Below are 17968 nucleotides of genomic sequence, written 5' to 3'. Positions count from 1 at the left end.
CGGAAGCCGAGGGACGCATGGGCGCGGTAGGCAGGACCAGGGGACGGGCGAGGCCGGAGGCACCACCCGCACGCCGGGCGGAGTTGCTGATGCTGGGCTTCGCGGTGCTGCTCACCCTGTTCGGCCATGCCTGCGTGGGGGTCGCCACCGCGGACCGGCTGCCGGACGACCTGTTCGGGTACGCGGCCGGGCTGTCGGCCGCCGCGGGCGCCGGGCACCTGATGGTCCGCCGGTTCGCGCCGTACGCCGACCCGTTGATCCTGCCGCTGGCCGTGGCCCTGAGCGGGCTGGGACTGGTCCTGCTGCACCGACTCGACCTCTCGTACGCCATCCGGTTCCACGCCACCCCGACCGAGGGGAATCAGCGGCTGTGGAGCGTGATCGGACTTGCCGTCTGCCTGGCCGTGCCCGCGCTGCTCAAGGACCACCGCCATCTGCGGCGGTACACGTACGTGATGGTGTTCGGCGCGCTGGTGCTGCTGATGGCCCCGGCGTTCTTCGGGGCGGACGCCTACGGCGCCAAACGCTGGATCCGGCTGGGCGCCCTCTCCTTCCAGCCGGGCGAGTTCGTCAAGATCGGCATCGCCGTCTTCTTCGCCGGCTACCTGACCCAGTACAAGGACGCCCTGGCCCTGACCGGCCGCCGCGTCCTGGGCTTCCCGCTGCCGCGGGGACGCCAGTTCGGGCCGATCGCCGCCGTGTGGCTGCTGAGCCTGCTGGTCCTCATCTTCGAACGGGACCTGGGCACGTCGCTCATCTTCTTCGGCCTGTTCGTGATCATGCTGTACGCGGCCACCGAGCGCGGCGGCTGGGTGGTGTCCGGCCTGCTGATGTTCGCCGTGGGCGCCGCGGTGGTCGGCAGCCTCGAACCGCACGTGAAGGGCCGCGTCTCCGCCTGGCTGCACCCGATGTCCTACTGGGACACGCCCCGGCCGCCGGGCATCATCTCCGACCAGTCCGCCCAGGCCCTCTTCAGCTTCGGCAGCGGCGGTGTCCTGGGCACCGGACTCGGCAGCGGCCACTCCGACCTCATCGGCTTCGCCGGCCGCAGCGACTTCATCCTTACCACCGTCGGCGAGGAGCTGGGTCTCGCCGGGCTGATGGCCGTCCTGCTGCTCTACGCCCTCCTCGTCGAGCGCGGTTTCCGTACGGCCCTCGGCGCCCGCGACGCGTTCGGCACCCTGCTCGCCACCGGGCTGTCGGGGGCCCTCGCGCTCCAGGTGTTCGTGGTCGCCGGCGGGGTCACCGGACTGATCCCGCTCACCGGCAAGGCGCTGCCGTTCCTCGCCTCGGGCGGCTCCTCCCAGGTCGCCACCTGGGTGCTCGTCGGCCTTCTGCTCAAGATCAGCGACGCGGCCCGCCGGCCGGACCCGGACCCGGAGGCGGCCGGAGTCGACGAACAGGCGACGCAGATGATCCCCCGATAGCTCCAACTCCCGTGCCGGTACGCCCCCTTGCCTCGTTGTTCAACAATCCCTATCGTCGTCTGACACCACCGCCCCTCCCACACCGGCGAGGTGTCCATGCGCACATTCCCGCACGCCACCACCCCCGCCGCGGCCCGGGCCGCGGTCCGCGCCGGCCGCGCCGAGCCCACCGCGGGCTGGGCGGACGGCCACACCCAGGCCAACCTGATCGCCGTCCCGACCGACTGGGCGTACGACGTCCTCCTCTTCGCCCAGCGCAACCCGCGGCCCTGCCCTGTCCTCGACGTCACCGAGCCGGGCGGCGTCACCACGCCGCTCGCCCCGGGCGCCGATCTGCGGACCGACCTGCCCAGGTACCGCGTCTGGCGCGACGGCCGGCCGGTGGCCGAGCCCACCGACGTCACCGACGTCTGGCGGGACGACCTCGTCGCGTTCCTCATCGGCTGCAGCTTCACCTTCGAGGGCGCCCTGCGCGCGGCGGGCGTGCCGCTGCGCCACGTCGAGCAGGGCCGCAACGTGTCCATGTACGTGACGAACCGTCAGTGCCGCCCGGCCGGCCGGCTCCGCGGGCCGCTCGTGGTGTCCATGCGCCCGGTCCCCGCCGGCCTGGTCGCGACCGCGCACCGGCTGACCGCGCTGATGCCCGCCGTGCACGGCGCGCCCGTGCACGCGGGCGACCCGGCGGAGCTGGGCATCGCGGACCTGGCGCGGCCGGACTTCGGCGACCCGTGCACCGCCCACGAGGGGGACGTGCCCGTCTTCTGGGCCTGCGGCGTCACCCCGCAGGCCGCCCTGGCGGCCTCCGCGCCGCCGTTCGCGATCACCCACGCGCCCGGGCACATGCTGGTCACGGATGTCCGCGACGAGGTGTACCGGGTGCTGTGATCCCGTCCCCGGCCCGGGCCGACGCTCGGAAGACCGCGGCCTCGGGGCCGGGGCCGCCCGGCGGCCGCTCCCGCCCGGCGCGCCAGGCACCGGCACGTGAGCGGCCCCCGGCCAGGCCGAGCGGCTCGGCGCCGGCGGCCCTGACCCGGCGCGTCAAGAGCAACTACTGCTGCTGCAACTCGACGACGAGCAGCTGCTCGACGAACAGCTCGACCCGGACGAGGAGTCGGAGGACGAACAGCCGGAACCGGACGAGCAGAGCAGACCGCCGGTGTGCCCGGCCGAGCCGCCGGAGTCGCGCGAGGTGCCGCTGTCGCAGGAGGCGCCGACGACGAGCACCGCGCCGCAGGACCAGGACGAGGAGGACGACGAGGTGGCAGCCGTTCCCGAGTCCGAGGAGCCCCCGCGGCCCCGGCCCTTCCGCGACCGCCGGGAAGGCACCGGCTCCTGCTCGGCGGCCCGTTCGAACTCCCGGCGCAGCCGGCCGTCGGGCAGCGCGCCCGTCCCGCCGACGGCGACCACGCCCGCGGCGCCCTCCGGGTGGCGGGCCGGGTCGGGTTCGTTCCTGGGGGCCGTTCGGATCCGCTCCCGCGCCAGTCGGCGTCCCTCCCGGGTGAAGGGCATCAGCGTCTTCTCCGGCCGGCACGCGACCCGCGCGACGACGCCCAGCATCACCAGGATGAGGGCCGCCATCGAGGCGGGCTGGAACAGCACCAGGGCGAGGACGCCCGTGACCGGCAGCCCGGGCAACTGGATCCACATCACCCGGCGCCACCAGCGCCGGACGTCCGGCCGCAGCAGCACGCCCCGTTCGACCAGCGACCGGTGCAGGTCCGCCACGGCCGGGTCCTCGCGCAGGGCGCGGCGGAGCTTCCGCAGCGAGCGGGCCCAGTCGTTGCCGCAGTGCCGCAGCAGCGCGCGTTCCAGGGCGTCGCGCGAGGCGGGGCTGACGACCGTGACCCGGCCGCCGTTCACGGTGACGCGCCCGTCCTGCTGCATCGCGGTGATCACGGTGTCCGCGACGCGGCCCGCTCCCCCGGTCAGGTAGGCGAGGTCGAGCCGGTCGAGCTCGATCCCGGGCGCCAGATCACCGTAACCGAGGTACCACAGCCGCAGTATCCAGACGGAGGGGGCGACGACGGTCAGCACCGCCACCAGTAGCAGGAAGATCATCGGTCGCCGCCTTTCGTACGCCAGGTGGACAGGGCCGCGGCGAAGCGGCGCAGTGGCCCCGGCCGGGTGGTCTCCTCCGCCGCGGCCGACCACTCCGCCAGCCGCCGGGCCGGCTCGCCGGCGACCGCCGCGGTGCGCAGCAGGTGGCGGGCGAAGTCCCGGGCGTCGCGCCGGTAGCCGTGCGCCATGGGCCGGCCGGCGGCGTAGGCGAGGAACAGCGGCCGGTACCGGTCGCCGAGGATGCCGGCGATTTCGGGGGCCACCTTGGCGACGACGCGCAGCCGCTTGGTCAGCAGCACGTCGCGCTGGAGTGCCAGCCGGGCCGGGTCGAAGCCCGGTGGCGGCGGGGTGCCCTCGATGAGGGCGGAGAGCAGGTCGTGCTGGGCGCGGGCGAGCCGCCGGCGGGCGGCGTCGAGGTCATCGGACACGGCTGCCCGTCCGGGCGGTCACGGCGCGGACGGCGTCGAGTTCGGCCGCCAGGCCGTCCGCCGAGGGGAAGTCGTCGTCCCGCTCCAGCAGGACGCCGGGCGGGGTGACGCGCGAGCACAGGTCGGCGAGGACGTCGAGGACGGGCGGGCCGACGGGGTGGGCGTGGGTGTCGTGCCACACGCCGTCGCGTTCGTGACCGCCGGCCACGTGGACGTAGGCGATGGCCTCCACCGGCAGCTCGTCGAGCGCGCGGGACGGGTCCTCGCCGCGGTTGACGTGGTTGGTGTGCAGGTTGGCGACGTCGACGAGGAGCCGTACGCCGGTCCGTGCGACGAGTTCGGCGAGGAACTCGCCTTCGGCGAAGTCCTCGTCGGGCCAGGCCAGGTAGCCGGCGATGTTCTCCAGGGCGAGCGGTACCGGCAGGGCCTCCTGGGCCAGCCGGACGTTGGCGCAGAGGACGTCGAGGGCGTCGCGGGTGCGCGGGACGGGCAGCAGGTGCCCGGCCTCCAGCCGGTGGGACGGCAGGAGCCCGCCGCCGGACCGCACGAAGGCGATGTGCTCGCTCACCAGCGGGGAGCCGAGGGCCTCCGCGAGGTCGGCGAGGGCGGCGAGCCGGGCGAGGTCGGGCCGCTCGGCGCCGCCCAGTCCGAGCGAGACGCCGTGCGGCACGACCAGCAGGCCGCGGGCGCGCAGCCGGCGCAGCGGCTCGGGCAGGTGGCCGGGGCACAGGTTCTCGGCCACCGCCTCGACCCAGTCGACGCCGGGCAGCGCCGCGATGTCGTCCGCGATCTCCGGCCGCCAGCCGATCCCCGTCCCCAGCGTCCCCGAAACGTTCATGATCCCCACCCCCATGGCCCCGGGGCCTCAGGGACCCCGGGTGATTCCGCCCGCTCACCTTATAAATCGCCGGGGAAAACGGGAGGAAGCCATGGAGTGATCCAGATCACCCCACCGGGGCGGCCAGCAGGTCGGGGTGGTGGCGCCGGGCCACGCCCGGGTGGGCCCGCAGCCAGCCCTTGATCTCGTTGCGGCCGTACTCGGCGAACAGCGGGTTCGCCGCGTCCTGGGTGACGCCGGGGGCGTGGTGCGCGTGCGGGAAGGGGACGGGCTCGATGCGGGCGTCCAGCCGCGGGTTGTAGAAGAAGGGCACGGAGTAGCGCTCGCGGGCGCCGGGCGGGCTGACGACGCGGTGGTTGGTGGCCTTGAGGTAGCCGTCGGTGGCCACTTCGAGGAGCTCGCCGAGGTTGACGACGAAGGCGCCGGGCAGCGGGGGGACGTCGAGGAACTCCCCGTCGGGGCCCTCCACTTGGAGCCCGCCGACCTCGTCCTGGAGGAGCAGGGTGAGGAAGCCGTAGTCCTTGTGCGCGCCGACGCCCTGCCCGGAGCCGTCGGGGGCGCTGCCGGGGTAGCGGACGAGCTTGAGGTGCAGGTGGGGGCGGTCTGCGAAGGCGTCGTCGTAGAAGTCGGCCGGGGCGCCGATGGAGGCGAGGAGTTCGTGCAGCAGCCGCTCGGCCACGGCGCTGAGGCGGTCGATCCAGTGCAGGGCGGCGGTGCGCAGCTCGGGGAGGGCGGCGGGCCACTGGTTGGGGCCGTCCAGCCACCAGTAGCCCGGCTCGTCGGCGGCGGGCGCGTGCGGCGCGCGCTCGGCCCCGATGTCGAGCTGGTCCCGCCAGTCGCGGCTGCCGCCGGTGCGCTCGTCGCCGATGCGCGTGTAGCCGCGGAAGTGGGGGGAGTTGAGGTTGCTGATGGCGAGCCGGTCGGCTTCCGGCAGGGCGAAGAAGGCGCGCATGGTGCGCATCAGGGCGGCGGTCTCGTCGTCGGTGATGCCGTGGCCCGTCAGATGGAAGAAGCCGACGTCCCGGGCGGCGGCGTGCAGCGCCTCGTGGAGGCGGGCGCGGTCCTCGGGGGTGCCGGAGGCGGCGGAGAGGTCGATGACGGGGAGCTTGTCGTTCATGAGATGTCCACAGCGTGAGGGCCCGGGTACGCCCGTGGTCCCCACGCGTCCCGCACCGCCGCCCGGATACGGGCAGGGCGGAGCGGGGCGCGCGGAGCCGGAACGGGCGGATGCCCGGTGCGAAGTGCGAGCGGTGCGAAAACGATGCGAAAGAACGCTGAGAAGCAGCGCGGAGAACGCGCGGGATCAGCGCGGAGAGCGCCCCGGCCCGGTCGGAGAAGACGGGCGGCAGGAGGCGCGGGTCAGCCGGAGAGGCGACAGGACATGCTCGTGACGCGCAGGAAGTCCACGTGGCGTCGCTTTACAAGCAGATTCACACGAAAGAGCGTATACGACCGCCGGGCGGTTGGCGGTGTCCCCCTCGTCACACCCGTTTGACCTGCGCGAAGGCGGTGCCGGGCGGGAGCCGCCGCGGAGCCTCCGCGGGCCGGGACGAGGTGCTGCAGGCCCGCCCGGCGCGTCGCGTGGGGGCGCCGTCCGGGCGGGCCGACGGCCGGGAGACCCCGCCGCGCACCGCACGCTACCAGCCGGACGCACAGCGTCCGGACAGCGTCACTCACAGGCGTCCCCCGGTGACCGTCCCCCACCGGCGACCGCCCCCGCGGGGGTGGCCGCAAGGCCGCGGCGGCCCCGCGCACCGGCCCCGAAGAGCGGCGATGGGGCGAATGAGTGAAATCCCGGAACTTCCCAAAACGGTCACAGTTACTCAGTTCGCTTCCCAGCGGGAAAAAACCTCTTCGATCGAAAGGCATAGACGTGCTCAAGAAGGCAATCGCCACGGCCGCGGTGACGGCTTCCGCAATCGGCGCCATGGCCACTCCCGCGATGGCATGGGCCGGCGACGAGCAGGACGCCGTCAACGGGAACGGCGCGAAGACCGGTTACGGCAACACCAAGACCGGGGGCAAGGAAAGCCCGCAGATGAGCCTGATCCAGGGCTCGCTCAACAAGCTCTGCATCGGTCTCGGCCGGGCCAACATCCAGAACATCGTGGCCCTGGTCAACATCGGCCTCCAGGACATCCCGATCCTCTCGTCGGAGCAGGAGCAGCAGTGCACCGACAACTCGACGATCAACGACGGCGACGACCCGCTGTCGCACATCCTCGACGATCTGCCGATCCTGTCGGGCAACGGCTCCGCCAACGGCTGACGTAGGCCCCGCGGTTCCAGGGGAATCCCCCCGGTTCCGGCACCCGTGCCGGAACCGGGGGGATTCTTTTTTCCGCGTCCGCCCGGCGGGAACGGCTTTCCGCGCCCGCCGGGCGAGGCCGACGCATTTCCGGCCCGGACGGGGATTCCCCTCTCCGGGCCGGCGGGAATTGCCGGTTCCTGGCCCCTTGACGCAACTCTGGTCCAGTCCAACGATGTTCAGCGCGCAACCGCCCCCACCTCGTGCACACCTCAGTCACCGGGAGCATCCGTTGAGACGACGCTTGTCCGTCCGCGCCGTGGTGGCCTTACTGGCCACCGCATGGGCCGGCGCGGGACTCTCCCTCGGCGGCGCCGGCACGGCGACCGCCGCCACCCCCTCCACCGCCGCCACCCCCTTGCCCCCACGGGTCTTCGCGCCCTACTTCGAGACCTACGGCTCCGACAGCCCGGCCGCGCTCGCCGAGAAGTCGGGCGCCAAGCACCTCACCCTGGCCTTCCTCCAGACCGAGGCCAAGGGCTCCTGCACCCCCTACTGGAACGGCGACACCGGCAAGCCGGTGGACACCTCCGTCCTCGGCTCCGACATCACGGCGATCCGCGCCCGGGGCGGGGACGTCATCCCGTCCTTCGGCGGGTACGCGGCCGACAACGGCGGCACCGAACTCGCCGACAGCTGCACCGACGTGAACCGGATAGCCGAGGCGTTCGAGAAGGTGATCACCACCTACGACGTCACCCGGCTCGACCTGGACATCGAGGACAACTCGCTGACCAACACCGCCGGGATCGACCGCCGCAACAAGGCGATCAAGAAGGTCCAGGACTGGGCCGCCGCCACCGGCCGCACCGTGCGGATCGCGTACACCCTGCCGACCACCACCCGGGGCCTCGCGGACAGCGGACTCGCCGTCCTGCGCAACGCCGTCGACAACGGCGCCCGGGTGGACGTCGTCAACATCATGACGTTCGACTACTACGACGGCGCGCAGCACGACATGGCCGCCGACACCGTCACCGCCGCCGAGGGCCTGCACACCCAACTCGCCGGGCTGTACCCGGACAAGAGCGACGCCCAGCGGTGGGCGATGGTCGGCGTCACCGAGATGCCGGGCATCGACGACTACGGGCCCGCCGAGACCTTCACCACCCAGGACGCGGCCAAGGTCTACGACTGGGCCGTCGGCAAGGGCATCAACACCCTCTCCTTCTGGGCCCTCCAGCGCGACAACGGCGGCTGCCCCGGCACCAAGGGCTCCGACACCTGCTCGGGGATCGTCCAGGACACCTGGTACTTCACCCACGCCTTCGCGCCCTTCACCGGCGGCGGGTCCACGGAGCAGGACTTCTCCCTCGCCGTCTCCCCGGGCGCGGCCTCCGTCCCGCCGGGCGGCACCGCCACGGCGACCGTCGCCACGCGCGCGGTGTCCGGCCCGGCGCAGACCGTGCGGCTCTCGGCGAGCGGTCTGCCGAAGGGGGTGACGGCGGAGTTCAGCCCGTCGTCGGTGACCGCCGGCGAGTCGGCGCGGCTGACGTTCACCGTCGCCAAGGACGCGGCGCCGGGCGCCTCCCCGGTGACCGTGACCGGCACCGCGCCGTCGGGGAGCCACTCGGCGTCGTTCACGCTGACCGTCACCGGCTCCGGCACGCCGGGCCGGGTGGTCAACGGCGACTTCGAGTCGGGCTCCACCGGTCCGTGGACGTGCGACGACGGGGCCTCGGTGGTCAAGAGCCCGGTGCACGGCGGCACTTACGCGCTGCGGACCGTGCCGACGAGCGGCGGGACCGGCGAGTGCCGGCAGACCCTCACCCTCTCCCCCGCCACCTCGTACACGCTCACCGGCTGGGTACGGGGGGACTACGCGTTCCTCGGCGTCTCGGGCGGGGCGAACGCGAGCCGCTGGGCGTCCGCCGGCGACTGGACCCGGCTGTCCGTGCCCTTCACGACCGACTCCACCGGCCGGGTGACGGTCTATGTGCACGGCTGGTTCGGGCAGGGGGCCGTCCTCGCGGACGACATCGCGCTCGGCTGACACGCCGTCCGGTACGCGGGGCCCGCCGGACGGCCGGCGGGCCCCGCGCCGTTCCCCGGCGGGCGCGCGTCACCCGGACGGGTCCGCGGGCTCCCGGCCGGGTGGTGCGCGCCCCCGCGCGCGGACGCGGCCGGGCCCCGTATGGAGTCGGTCAAGGCGCCCGTCGGCCGCCCGGGATCGTCTACAGTCGCGTAGACCGTCCACCGCCGCGCAACCGTCCGGCCCGTACCGTCGCGACGGGCGGGCCACCGCCCTCGACCGCCGGAGGCCGCTCAGCCGTGTCGTTCGCGCCCGCTCCGCCCGCCGCCCTCGCCGTCGACCTCCTCGACGCCTCCTCCCTGCTGTCGTCCTTCGGGGCGGTGGGAGTGGCCGTCGTCCTGTTCGCCGAGACCGGTCTGCTCATCGGCTTCTTCCTGCCCGGCGACTCCCTGCTGTTCACCGCCGGCCTGCTGTGCCGGCCCGGGGCGCACTCCGGGCCGCGCCTGGACCTCGCCGCGGTGCTGGTGTGCGCGGCGGCCGGAGCGCTGGCCGGGGCCCAGTGCGGCTATCTGATCGGGCGGCGCGGCGGCCGGACGCTGCTGGCCCGCTCGGGCAGCCGGCGGCTGCTCGACGGCGCCGCGCGGGCCGAGGAGCTGCTCGGCCGGTACGGGCACGCCCGCGCCGTCGTCCTGGCCCGGTTCGTGCCCGTGGTGCGCACGGTGCTCAACCCGCTGGCCGGGGCGCTGGCCGTGCCGGGGCGCGTCTTCCTCGTCTGGCAGGTGGCCGGCGGGCTGATGTGGACCGCCGGGCTGGTGCTGGCGGGGTACGCCCTGGGGTCCGTCGTCCCGGACGTCGACCGGTATCTGCTGCCGCTGGTCGCGGCGGTGGTGGTGCTCTCGCTGCTGCCGTTCGCCGTGGAGCTGCTGCGCGCCCGCCACCGGGCGGGAGCCGGTACGCGCGGCGGCGACGGGCGCGGGTAGGAACGGCGGACGGGCACGGCGGCAGCCATGAGGGAGGGGACATGACGGTCACTCCGCTGGCCTTCGACGGATCGGGCCTGGACGGTGGCCTCTACACGGCCGTCACCCGGGCGGCCCGGGACGCCCCCTGGCTGCTCAACGACACCGCGTCCGCCTGGTCGGCGCTCGGGCTGACGGCGTTCGCCGCGCTGATGCTGGCGGCCTGGTGGCGCGCGCGCCGGGCGGACGCCCCGGTGATGGCGCGGGCGCTGGCCGTACCGCTGATCGTGGCCCTGGCGTACGGCGTGAACGTGGCGCTCAAGGAGCTGGTGCGGGAGGACCGGCCGTGCCGGTCGCTGCCCGGCCGGTTCACGCTGGAGGCGTGTCCGGCGCCGGGCGACTGGTCGTTCCCCAGCAACCACGCGGCCGTCGCCTTCGCCGCGGCGGCGGCGCTCTGGGTGGTGGACCGGGTGCTGGCGGCGGGCGCCGTCCCGGCCGCGCTGATGATGGCCGCCTCCCGGGTCTGGGTGGGCGCCCACTACCCGCACGACGTGGCGGCGGGCGCGCTGCTCGGCGTCGCCCTGGCCGCACCGCTGACGGTGTCGGCCGCGCGGGGCGCGCCCTGGGTGGCGCGGGCGCGCAAGGGTCCGTTGCGCGCTCTGCTGCTGTCGTCGGTGTGACGGCCGGGTTCCGCGGTCGAGGGGTTCAGCACTGGAGGGGGTACGGGACCTGGTCGGTGGTCGGGCCGGTGTTGCGGCACATCTGGTAACCCTGGTCGCGGAGGTCGTTGATGATGCCGGGGAGAGCGTCGGGGAAGCTGCTGAAGAGGTGGCCGAGGATCACCCCGTTGTTCTTCTCCTCGGGGGTGGCCTCGCGGACGGTGGTGCGGATCGCCTCGGCGTCGCGGAAGGCGCCGTCGGACTGCTGCCAGTCGAGGGTGTCGATGGTCCAGTTGCAGACGCGCTGCCCGATGGAGGCGGCGACCTCCGTCTCGCGCGGGCCGGCGTCACCGTAGGGCGGGCGCAGGAAGTTGCCGGGGAGGCCGTTGCGCAGCTCGTCCTGGAGTTCCTGGTCCGTCAGCCGGGTGAGCTGGCGGTGGGACCAGGTGTGACTGCCGACCCAGTGGCCCTGCTGCCGGAGGGTGGCGGTGATCTGCGGGTACTGCGAGGCGTACTTGTTGATGAGGAAGAACGCGGCGCGGACGCCCTGGGCCTGGAGCTGGGCGCCGATCCGGGTGGCGCGTTCGGGGTCGCTGTAGGCCCAGTCGTCCAGGGAGAGCAGCACCCGGCCGGAGGTGTTGCCGCAGCGTTCCCGGTCGTAGCCGGCGGCCGTGTCGGGGACCAGGGCCGGGGCCTGCCGGCCGCCGGCCGGGGGGTGGCCGGCGCCCTCGGGGGCGCCGTGGCCCTCGGGACGGTGGTCGTGGGCGGCGGTGGGGCGGGTGCCGCAGGTGCCCATGGCCGTGCCGTGCCGGTGGTCGTCGTGCGCGCCGCCCGGCCGGGCCTGCGGCTGGCACTCCGGGCGGTCGTCCACCGCGTTCACCGCGAAGGCCGAGCCGGCCACCAGCACGGCCGCGGCGGCGGCCGTCTTCAACGGCACCCGTTTGCGGCGCCGGTGGCGTCCGCGGCCGCGCCGGAGGACGCCACGGATTTCCGACATGCTGACTCCTCAACGGTGCGGGCCGGCGGCGGGCGGCCGGTCCTGCACCTCACGCCCAGTGCTCACAGACGCGGAGAAGCCCCGCTCCGGGACAAGCACCCGAGCTGGATCGGTGATCTTGGCTCCAGCCTCAGGGCAGGTATCCGCTCCCGCAACCGATGGGTCCGCCGTCCGGACCGCGCGGGGGCGCGGCGGCCGTCGCGGCCTCAGGTCCGGGCGGCGCGCAGCGAGTCGAGGTGCCGGCGGAGGACGGCGCGCATGGCCTCGGGGGTGACGCTGTCGGGCTGGAGGACGGCCTGGAGGGTGAGGCCGTCGAGGAGCGCGCAGAGGCGCAGGCTCTCGGTGGCGGTGTCGAGGCCGTCGGCGAGGGCGCCCCGGTTCCGGATCTCGGTGAGCACGTGCGCGGCCAGCGCGCGCTGGCCGTCGTGCATCTCCCGTGCGCAGGCCCGGAGTTCGGGCCGGGTGCGGGCGGCGGTGGTGAAGGTCAGCCAGACCACCGCCTCGCGGCGGCGCGCGTCGTCGAGCGGGAGGAGCTCGGCGAACAGCTCCTCGGTGAGGGCCGCGCCGTCGGCGCCGGGTTCCAGGGCGAGCAGCGGCTCGCTGCGGGCGGTGAGCCGGCCGCCGATGCGGCGGCCGAGCTCCTCCATGGCGAAGATGATCAGCGCGGTGTGGTCGGCGAAGTAGTGCCGGACCGATCCGACGACCAGCCCGGCCTCGGCGGCCACGTTGCGCAGCGAGGCGCTCTCCAGCCCGTCGCGGGCGACGACGCGGAGCACGGCCTCGGCGACGGCGCGGCGGCGCTCGTCCGGGTCGACGATTTTCGGCATGCGGCTTTATAGCACGGCCGGGTTAGGTGGGGGCCGGCGGAGGGCGGTGCGATCGGTCCGCCGCACCGTCTCCGGCCTGGTCGCGGGCGCCCTCGCGTGGCTTGCCCGACTCGGCCTGGCCCCAGGCCGAATCGGGCAACGGCCGCAGCCTGCCCGCGCTCGTCGTGGCCGTGACGGCCCTGGCCGCCGCACTGGTGATGAACCGGCTCGGCCGGGAGGGCTGGGCCGGCGGCGTCCGATACCGACCGCCACCGACCGACGCTGGCCGACACTGACCCCCGCTGACCGGCGGAAGTCCGCAGGCCGGACGCCGGGCGGCGGACCGGCCGCCACATCCCGGCCGCTTCCCCCGAACGGCCCCCCGCCGAGGTGAAATACGGAAGAATCCGGCCGAGGATCCAGGCGGCGGGCCCTCACCGGATGCCGTCGCCCCTGTCCCCTTTGAGCACCCCGGCGGAGGAGCCCAGCATGCAGAGGCCGGAACGGGAACGCGCGGAGTCGGCCGCCCGGCAGGAGGCCGCCCAGCTCACCGCCCTCGGGGTGCAGGCCGTCGCGCTCACCTGGGTGGACAACGCGGGCATCACCCGCGTCAAGGCCGTCCCCACCGCGCGGCTCGCGCACGCGGCGCGGTGGGGCGTCGGGATGTCGCCCGTCTTCGACGTCTACCTCACCGACGACTCCAGCGTCACCAGCCCGTACACCGGCGGCCCCGACGGCGATCTGCGCCTCTTCCCCGACCTCGGCCGGCTGACCGTGCTGGCCGCCCAGCGCGGCTGGGCCTGGGCGCCCGCCGACCGGTTCGAGCAGGACGGGCGCCCGTACGCCGGCTGCCAGCGGCGGTTCGCCCGCCGGATGGCCGCGCGGGCGGCCGAGCGGGGGCTGCGGCTGCGGATGGGGTTCGAGACCGAGTGGGTGGTCGCCCGCCGCGACGGCCCCGGGCCGGGCGGGCCGCCCGGCGCGGGGCCGGCCTACGGCATGGCCCGGCTGGTCGAGCTGTCCGACTACCTCCGGGACGTGCTCGACGCCCTCACCGCCCAGCGCGTGGAGGTGCTGCAGCTCCATCCGGAGTACACGCCGGGCCAGTTCGAGGTGTCGGTGGCCCCCGCCGACCCGGTCGGCGCGGCCGACCTGGCCGTGCTCGTCCGGGAGACGGTCCGCGCGGTCTCCCACGCGCACGGCCTGGACGCCCTGTTCGGACCCGTCGTCGCGCCCGACACCGTCGGCAACGGCGCCCATCTGCACCTGAGCCTGCTGCGCGGGGAGCGGAACCTGTGCCGGGGCGGCGACGGCCCCTGCGGGATGACGGCGGAGTGCGCCGCGTTCCTCGCCGGCGTGCTCCGCGAACTCCCCGCCCTGCTGGCCCTGGGCGCCCCCTCCCCCGCCAGCCACCTGCGGCTGCGCCCTTCGCGGTGGGCCGGGGCGTACGCCTGCTGGGGGCCGGAGAACCGGGAGGCCGCCCTCCGGTTCATCCCCGGGCCGCCGGACTCCGAGGACCAGGCCAACGCCGAGGTGAAGTGCTTCGACGGCGCCGCCAACCCCTATCTGGTGACCGGCGCGGTGCTCGCCGCAGGGCTGGCCGGGATCGGGGCCGGCGCGGAGCTCCCGCCGCCCGTCGCGGGCGATCCGGCGCACGGGGAGGGACACGAACGGCTGCCGGAGTCGCCGACGGCCGCGCTGGACCGTTTCACCCGGTCCGACGTGCTCCGGGAGGCGCTCGGCGACCCGCTCTTCGAAGCGGTCGCCGCCGTCCGGCGCGGCGAGATCGAGCGGTACGAAGGGGCGACGGCGGAGGAGCTCGCCGACGCGACGAGGGGGCGGTACTGAGGTGAGCACGGCCGTTCCGTCCCCCGCTCCGCCCGCCCTCGTCGACCACCACTGCCACGGCGTGGCCCGGTCCGACCTCGGCCCGGACGCGTTCGTCTCCTTCCTCAGCGAGTCCGACGCGCCCGCCGCGCCCGGCACCAGCTTCTTCGACAGCCAGCTGGGCTACGCGGTCCGCCGCTGGTGCCCGCCGCTGCTCGGCCTCGACCCGCACTGCGCGCCCGCCGAGTACCTGGAGCGCCGCAGCGAGCTGGGCCCGGCCGAGACGGCCCGGCGGCTGCTCGGCGCCACCGGCATCACCGACTACCTGGTGGACACCGGCATCCCCGGCGACCTGACGTCCCCTCGGGAACTGGCCCGGATGGGCGGCGCCGCCTGGCACGAGGTGGTCCGGCTGGAGCGGCTGGCCGAGCGCGTCGCCGACACGGCGGACGGACCGGCGCGCTTCCTCGCCCGCCTCGCGGACGCGGTGGAGACAGCCGCCGAACGGGCCGTCGCCTTCAAGTCGGTGGCCGCGTACCGCTACGGGCTGGACTTCGAGCCCAACCCGCCCGGCCGGACGGAGGTACGGCTGGCGGCCGACCGCTGGCTGGCCCACCGGACCCCGGGCGACCGGCTGGCCGATCCGGTGCTGCTGCGCCACCTGCTGTGGTCCGCGGCCGAGACGGGCCTGCCGATCCAGCTGCACACCGGCTTCGGCGACCCGGACCTGCGGCTGCACCGCTGCGACCCGGCGCTGCTCACCGACTTCGCCCGCGCGGTCCGCCCGACGGGGTCGGCGCTGGTGCTGCTGCACTGCTACCCGTACCACCGCGGAGCCGCCTACCTGGCGCACGCCTTCCCGCACGTGTACGCCGACATCGGGCTGGCCCTGTCGTACAGCGGGGCACGGGCCGAGGCGGTGCTGGCGGAGGCCCTGGAACTGGCCCCCTTCGGCAAGTTGATGTTCTCGACCGACGCGTACGGGCTCCCGGAGCTGTACGTGGTGGGCGCCGCCCTGTTCCGGCGCGGCCTGGACCGGCTGCTGACCACGTGGGTGGGCGACGGCGCCTGGTCGGCCACGGACGCCGCCCGGGTCGCGGAACTCGTGGGCGCGGGGAACGCGCGACGGGTGTACGGGCTGGGGCGGACGGGCTCTCCGCCCGCGCGCTGAGTCCCGGCGGGGCGGGGAATCCGGTGGCCGGAGCACCCGGCGTTCGCCGTGCCGGTCGCCGAGCCGGCTGATCAGCGGAGGGAGGACGGCGCTGGTGAGCAGGGTGGAGCTGAGCACCGCCCAGGACGCGGCGGCCGGTGAGGTGTGCAGGTCGCGCTGGAGGGCGCCGACGGTGGGGACCAGCATCGTCTGGAGGAGCGAGTAGGAGAGGACCGCGAGGACGAGCGCGGCGGGGGCCGCGTTGCCCGCCGGGCCGCCGCGGGAGGGTGAGGTGGCCAAGGGATACCTCAAGAGGGGGAAGGGGGCAGGGATTTCGGGCACACGCGAACGCCGTTCGCGTTAGGTGCGGCTAAGCTAACCAAACAGTGCCCCGCAAGCGGTTCCGGACCCCGGCTCATCACGCTCCGCTGTGTAAAGTGACGGTGTGACATCACCAGTCCCCGGCCGCCGGCGCCCGCTCTCCCGGGCCCTGATCGTCGCCACCGCGCGCCGCATCGCCGACGACGACGGCCTCGGCGCCCTGACGGTCCGTCAGGTCGCCCAACGGCTCGGCACCGGCCAGGCGTCCCTCTACCGGCACATCACCGACCGGGGCCAGCTGCTGGCCCTGCTGGCCGAGGACGTGGCCGTCCGGCTGCCGCGCTGTACGGACACCGGCGGCCCCCGCGAGCGTCTCCGGGAGCACTGGCTGGCGGCCCACGACCATCTGGCCCGGCACCCCTGGGCCGCCCGGATCATCGCCGACGGGGAGCACGCGGTCGACGCCGCCGCGCCGTTCGCCGACGGCGCTCTCGCCGCCCTCGCCGAGGCGGGCCTCCCGCCGGACGAAGCCGCCCGCGCCTACCGCGCCCTCTGGAACCTCCTCCTCGGCCACCTCCTCAACTCCCACCCCGTCGGCCACACCAGCACAGCGCACCCCCAGGGCGGCGACCCCCGCGCCGACTTCGCCTGGGCGCTGTCGCGGCTGCTCGACGGTGTGCTGGGCGGAGTACTGGGCGGCCGGCAGGTGGGCGGCCGGCGGGTGTGACGCGGACGGGCTTACGGTCCGGGGCACTTCGGTCATGGCGTGTCAGATCCCTGAACGCCGGATCCACGGCCGCCGCCCCTCCGCCCCCGCGCGCGGAAACCGCACACCTGCGCCCAGGGTGGCACCCGTGCCGTATCCGCCCGGGGGCCGCGTCGTTGTTCCGGCAGGCACACGCCTCGTGACACGCCGGACCGTCCCGGCGGCCGGGGAGGGCCCGGGAGCAGGGAAGGCCGGAACATTGCGCATCGACATCATCACCGCGGGCACGACCGGGTCCGTCGTCCCGTACACCGGCCTCGGGCACCGGCTCGTCGCCGAGGGGCACGAGGTGGAGCTCGTCACCCACGCGAAATTCGCGGGCATCGTGACCTGTTGCGGGCTCCGGACGCGGCCCCTGGAGCCGGATCCGTTCGAGGAGCTGCTCGCCGCGCACAACGCCTTCCAGGGCACCCGCCGTTCGCCGCGCGCCCTGCGCGACCTCGCGCGCGCCACCGAACGGGCCGCCGTACGGCTGGTGGACGGGATGCTCACGGCCGTCGACCCCAAGGCCGACCTCGTCCTGCTGTCCACCCTCGCCGCGCCCATCGGCCGGGTGGTGGCCCGCTACCACAAGGTGCGCAGCATGGGGGTGTTCCTCCAACCCGACGCCCCCACCTCGGCGTTCCCGCCCTGTGTGCTCCCCTGGCAGCCGCCCGGGTACACCAACCGGCTGCGGGCCCGGGCGGTCAACGCCGTGACCGACGCGCTCTACGCGGCGGCCAACCGGCGGCTGCACGCACGGCTCGGCCTGACCTGCCGGAGCGTCCATCTGCTGCGCAGGGAACGGGAGAAGAGCCGCTGGCCGATCTGGCACGGCTACAGCCGCGCGGTCGTCCCCCGGCCGCCGGACTGGCGGCCCGGGCTGCGGGTGGCCGGCTACTGGTGGCCGCACGAGTGCCCGTCCTGGCAACCCCCGTCCCTGGTCACGGACTTCCTGGCGGCCGGGCCGCCGCCGGTGTTCGTCGGGTTCGGCAGCATGATGCCCGGCGACCCGGAGCGGCTCGGGGACGTCACGGCCCGCGCGCTGCGCCGGGCCGGGCTGCGCGGCATCGTGCAGGCCGGCTGGGCCGGGCTCTCGGTGACCGACGACGACGTGATCACGGTTGGTCCGCTGCCGCACGGCTGGCTGCTCCCCCGGACGGCCGCCGTGGTGCACCACGCCGGGGCCGGGACGGCGGCGGCCGGGCTGCGGGCCGGGGTGCCCGCCGTCCCGGTCCCCTACCTGACCGACCAGCCCTGGTGGGCGTCGCGCCTGGTGCGGCTGGGCGTGAGCCCGGGGGCGCTGCCGCCGTCCGCGCTGACGGCGGGGCGGCTGGCGGAGGCGCTCACCCGAGCGACCGGCGAGCCCCGGTTCGCCGCGCGGGCGTCGGAGCTGGCGGGGCGGCTGGCCCGGGAGGACGGCGCGGGCGCGGTGGCGCGGGCGGTGGCGGCGATGGCGCCGTGAGGGGGCGAGAG

General features: G+C 75.0%; 14 protein-coding genes and 3 pseudogenes. 11 read left to right on the top strand and 6 right to left on the bottom strand.

Going from position 1 to position 17968, the window contains the following annotated elements; all coding sequences use genetic code 11:
• Window positions 1-89 precede the first annotated feature (89 nt).
• Window positions 90-1427 (top strand): FtsW/RodA/SpoVE family cell cycle protein, encoded by a 1338-nt coding sequence (locus ACH4PU_RS27600; protein ID WP_398277722.1) that lies wholly within the window; start codon window positions 90-92, stop codon window positions 1425-1427.
• A gap of 96 nt (window positions 1428-1523) precedes the next feature.
• Window positions 1524-2312, top strand: a complete 789-nt coding sequence (locus ACH4PU_RS27595; RefSeq protein WP_398277506.1) for a putative hydro-lyase — start codon at window positions 1524-1526, stop codon at window positions 2310-2312.
• 153 nt (window positions 2313-2465) lie between these two features.
• On the opposite strand, the gene ACH4PU_RS27590 is transcribed toward ACH4PU_RS27595, so the two are convergent.
• The 3 genes and pseudogenes from ACH4PU_RS27590 to ACH4PU_RS27580 form a co-directional block, all read right to left on the bottom strand.
• A complete protein-coding gene (locus tag ACH4PU_RS27590) occupies window positions 2466-3485 on the bottom strand; it encodes a TIGR04222 domain-containing membrane protein (protein ID WP_398277503.1) in 1020 nt (339 codons plus the stop codon).
• Window positions 3482-4751 (bottom strand): annotated as a pseudogene (locus ACH4PU_RS27585) (DUF692 domain-containing protein). The gene ACH4PU_RS27590 and the pseudogene ACH4PU_RS27585 overlap by 4 nt, the downstream one beginning before the upstream one ends.
• A 106-nt stretch (window positions 4752-4857) precedes the next feature.
• The gene (locus ACH4PU_RS27580; protein WP_398277500.1) at window positions 4858-5868 is read right to left on the bottom strand and encodes an isopenicillin N synthase family dioxygenase; all 1011 of its coding nucleotides are present in this window, start codon (window positions 5866-5868) and stop codon (window positions 4858-4860) included.
• 756 nt (window positions 5869-6624) lie between these two features.
• Here ACH4PU_RS27580 and ACH4PU_RS27575 point away from each other — a divergent pair.
• The 4 genes from ACH4PU_RS27575 to ACH4PU_RS27560 all read left to right on the top strand — a co-directional run bounded on the left by ACH4PU_RS27575 (window position 6625) and on the right by ACH4PU_RS27560 (window position 10670).
• Complete coding sequence (locus tag ACH4PU_RS27575) at window positions 6625-7020, top strand: rodlin (protein ID WP_398277497.1); 396 nt, start codon at window positions 6625-6627, stop codon at window positions 7018-7020.
• A 271-nt stretch (window positions 7021-7291) separates the two neighbouring features.
• Window positions 7292-9052: a carbohydrate binding domain-containing protein gene (locus ACH4PU_RS27570; protein ID WP_398277494.1), complete on the top strand. Its 1761-nt coding sequence runs from the start codon at window positions 7292-7294 to the stop codon at window positions 9050-9052.
• A gap of 278 nt (window positions 9053-9330) precedes the next feature.
• Window positions 9331-10011 (top strand): DedA family protein, encoded by a 681-nt coding sequence (locus tag ACH4PU_RS27565; protein WP_398277491.1) that lies wholly within the window; start codon window positions 9331-9333, stop codon window positions 10009-10011.
• 41 nt (window positions 10012-10052) lie between these two features.
• On the top strand, window positions 10053-10670 hold the full coding sequence (locus tag ACH4PU_RS27560) for a phosphatase PAP2 family protein (protein ID WP_398277488.1): 618 nt from the start codon (window positions 10053-10055) through the stop codon (window positions 10668-10670).
• A 25-nt stretch (window positions 10671-10695) separates the two neighbouring features.
• On the opposite strand, the gene ACH4PU_RS27555 is transcribed toward ACH4PU_RS27560, so the two are convergent.
• Window positions 10696-11646 (bottom strand): polysaccharide deacetylase family protein, encoded by a 951-nt coding sequence (locus tag ACH4PU_RS27555; RefSeq protein WP_398277485.1) that lies wholly within the window; start codon window positions 11644-11646, stop codon window positions 10696-10698.
• Between the two features lie 206 nt (window positions 11647-11852).
• The gene (locus ACH4PU_RS27550; RefSeq protein ID WP_398277482.1) at window positions 11853-12473 is read right to left on the bottom strand and encodes a TetR/AcrR family transcriptional regulator; all 621 of its coding nucleotides are present in this window, start codon (window positions 12471-12473) and stop codon (window positions 11853-11855) included.
• A 116-nt stretch (window positions 12474-12589) separates the two neighbouring features.
• On the opposite strand from ACH4PU_RS27550, the pseudogene ACH4PU_RS27545 reads away from it, so the two are divergent.
• The 3 genes and pseudogenes from ACH4PU_RS27545 to ACH4PU_RS27535 all read left to right on the top strand — a co-directional run.
• Window positions 12590-12700, top strand: a pseudogene (locus ACH4PU_RS27545) (cytochrome d ubiquinol oxidase subunit II); the annotation flags it as partial.
• Window positions 12701-12941: 241 nt separating this feature from the next.
• Window positions 12942-14297 carry a glutamine synthetase gene (locus ACH4PU_RS27540; protein WP_398277479.1) on the top strand — a complete coding sequence of 452 codons (1356 nt, stop codon included), beginning with the start codon at window positions 12942-12944 and terminating at the stop codon, window positions 14295-14297.
• 1 nt (window position 14298) lies between these two features.
• Complete coding sequence (locus ACH4PU_RS27535) at window positions 14299-15447, top strand: amidohydrolase family protein (RefSeq protein WP_398277477.1); 1149 nt, start codon at window positions 14299-14301, stop codon at window positions 15445-15447.
• 42 nt (window positions 15448-15489) lie between these two features.
• On the opposite strand, the pseudogene ACH4PU_RS27530 reads toward ACH4PU_RS27535, so the two are convergent.
• Window positions 15490-15768, bottom strand: a pseudogene (locus ACH4PU_RS27530) (MFS transporter); the annotation flags it as partial.
• 103 nt (window positions 15769-15871) lie between these two features.
• Here ACH4PU_RS27530 and ACH4PU_RS27525 point away from each other — a divergent pair.
• Together ACH4PU_RS27525 and ACH4PU_RS27520 are read left to right on the top strand one after the other, a co-directional pair.
• On the top strand, window positions 15872-16474 hold the full coding sequence (locus ACH4PU_RS27525; protein ID WP_398277475.1) for a TetR/AcrR family transcriptional regulator: 603 nt from the start codon (window positions 15872-15874) through the stop codon (window positions 16472-16474).
• Window positions 16475-16712: 238 nt separating this feature from the next.
• Entirely contained in the window at window positions 16713-17957 is a 1245-nt protein-coding gene (locus ACH4PU_RS27520) for a glycosyltransferase (RefSeq protein ID WP_398277472.1), read from the top strand.
• The last annotated feature ends 11 nt before the right edge of the window (window positions 17958-17968 follow it).

Origin of the sequence: Streptomyces sp. NPDC021100, assembly GCF_044333095.1 — a bacterium.
GTDB lineage: Bacteria > Actinomycetota > Actinomycetes > Streptomycetales > Streptomycetaceae > Streptomyces.
The sequence above is the reverse complement of the archived record's forward strand: the minus strand, read 5'-3'. Positions and strand labels throughout refer to the sequence as shown.

What these genes read in the sequence shown, in the direction of transcription:
- ACH4PU_RS27550 (WP_398277482.1), bottom strand. Translation starts at nt 12,473, where the DNA reads ATGCCGAAAATCGTCGACCCGGACGAGCGCCGCCGCGCCGTCGCCGAG.
- ACH4PU_RS27580 (WP_398277500.1), bottom strand. Translation starts at nt 5,868, where the DNA reads ATGAACGACAAGCTCCCCGTCATCGACCTCTCCGCCGCCTCCGGCACC.
- ACH4PU_RS27540 (WP_398277479.1), top strand. Translation starts at nt 12,942, where the DNA reads ATGCAGAGGCCGGAACGGGAACGCGCGGAGTCGGCCGCCCGGCAGGAG.
- ACH4PU_RS27555 (WP_398277485.1), bottom strand. Translation starts at nt 11,646, where the DNA reads ATGTCGGAAATCCGTGGCGTCCTCCGGCGCGGCCGCGGACGCCACCGG.
- ACH4PU_RS27600 (WP_398277722.1), top strand. Translation starts at nt 90, where the DNA reads ATGCTGGGCTTCGCGGTGCTGCTCACCCTGTTCGGCCATGCCTGCGTG.
- ACH4PU_RS27595 (WP_398277506.1), top strand. Translation starts at nt 1,524, where the DNA reads ATGCGCACATTCCCGCACGCCACCACCCCCGCCGCGGCCCGGGCCGCG.
- ACH4PU_RS27560 (WP_398277488.1), top strand. Translation starts at nt 10,053, where the DNA reads ATGACGGTCACTCCGCTGGCCTTCGACGGATCGGGCCTGGACGGTGGC.
- ACH4PU_RS27590 (WP_398277503.1), bottom strand. Translation starts at nt 3,485, where the DNA reads ATGATCTTCCTGCTACTGGTGGCGGTGCTGACCGTCGTCGCCCCCTCC.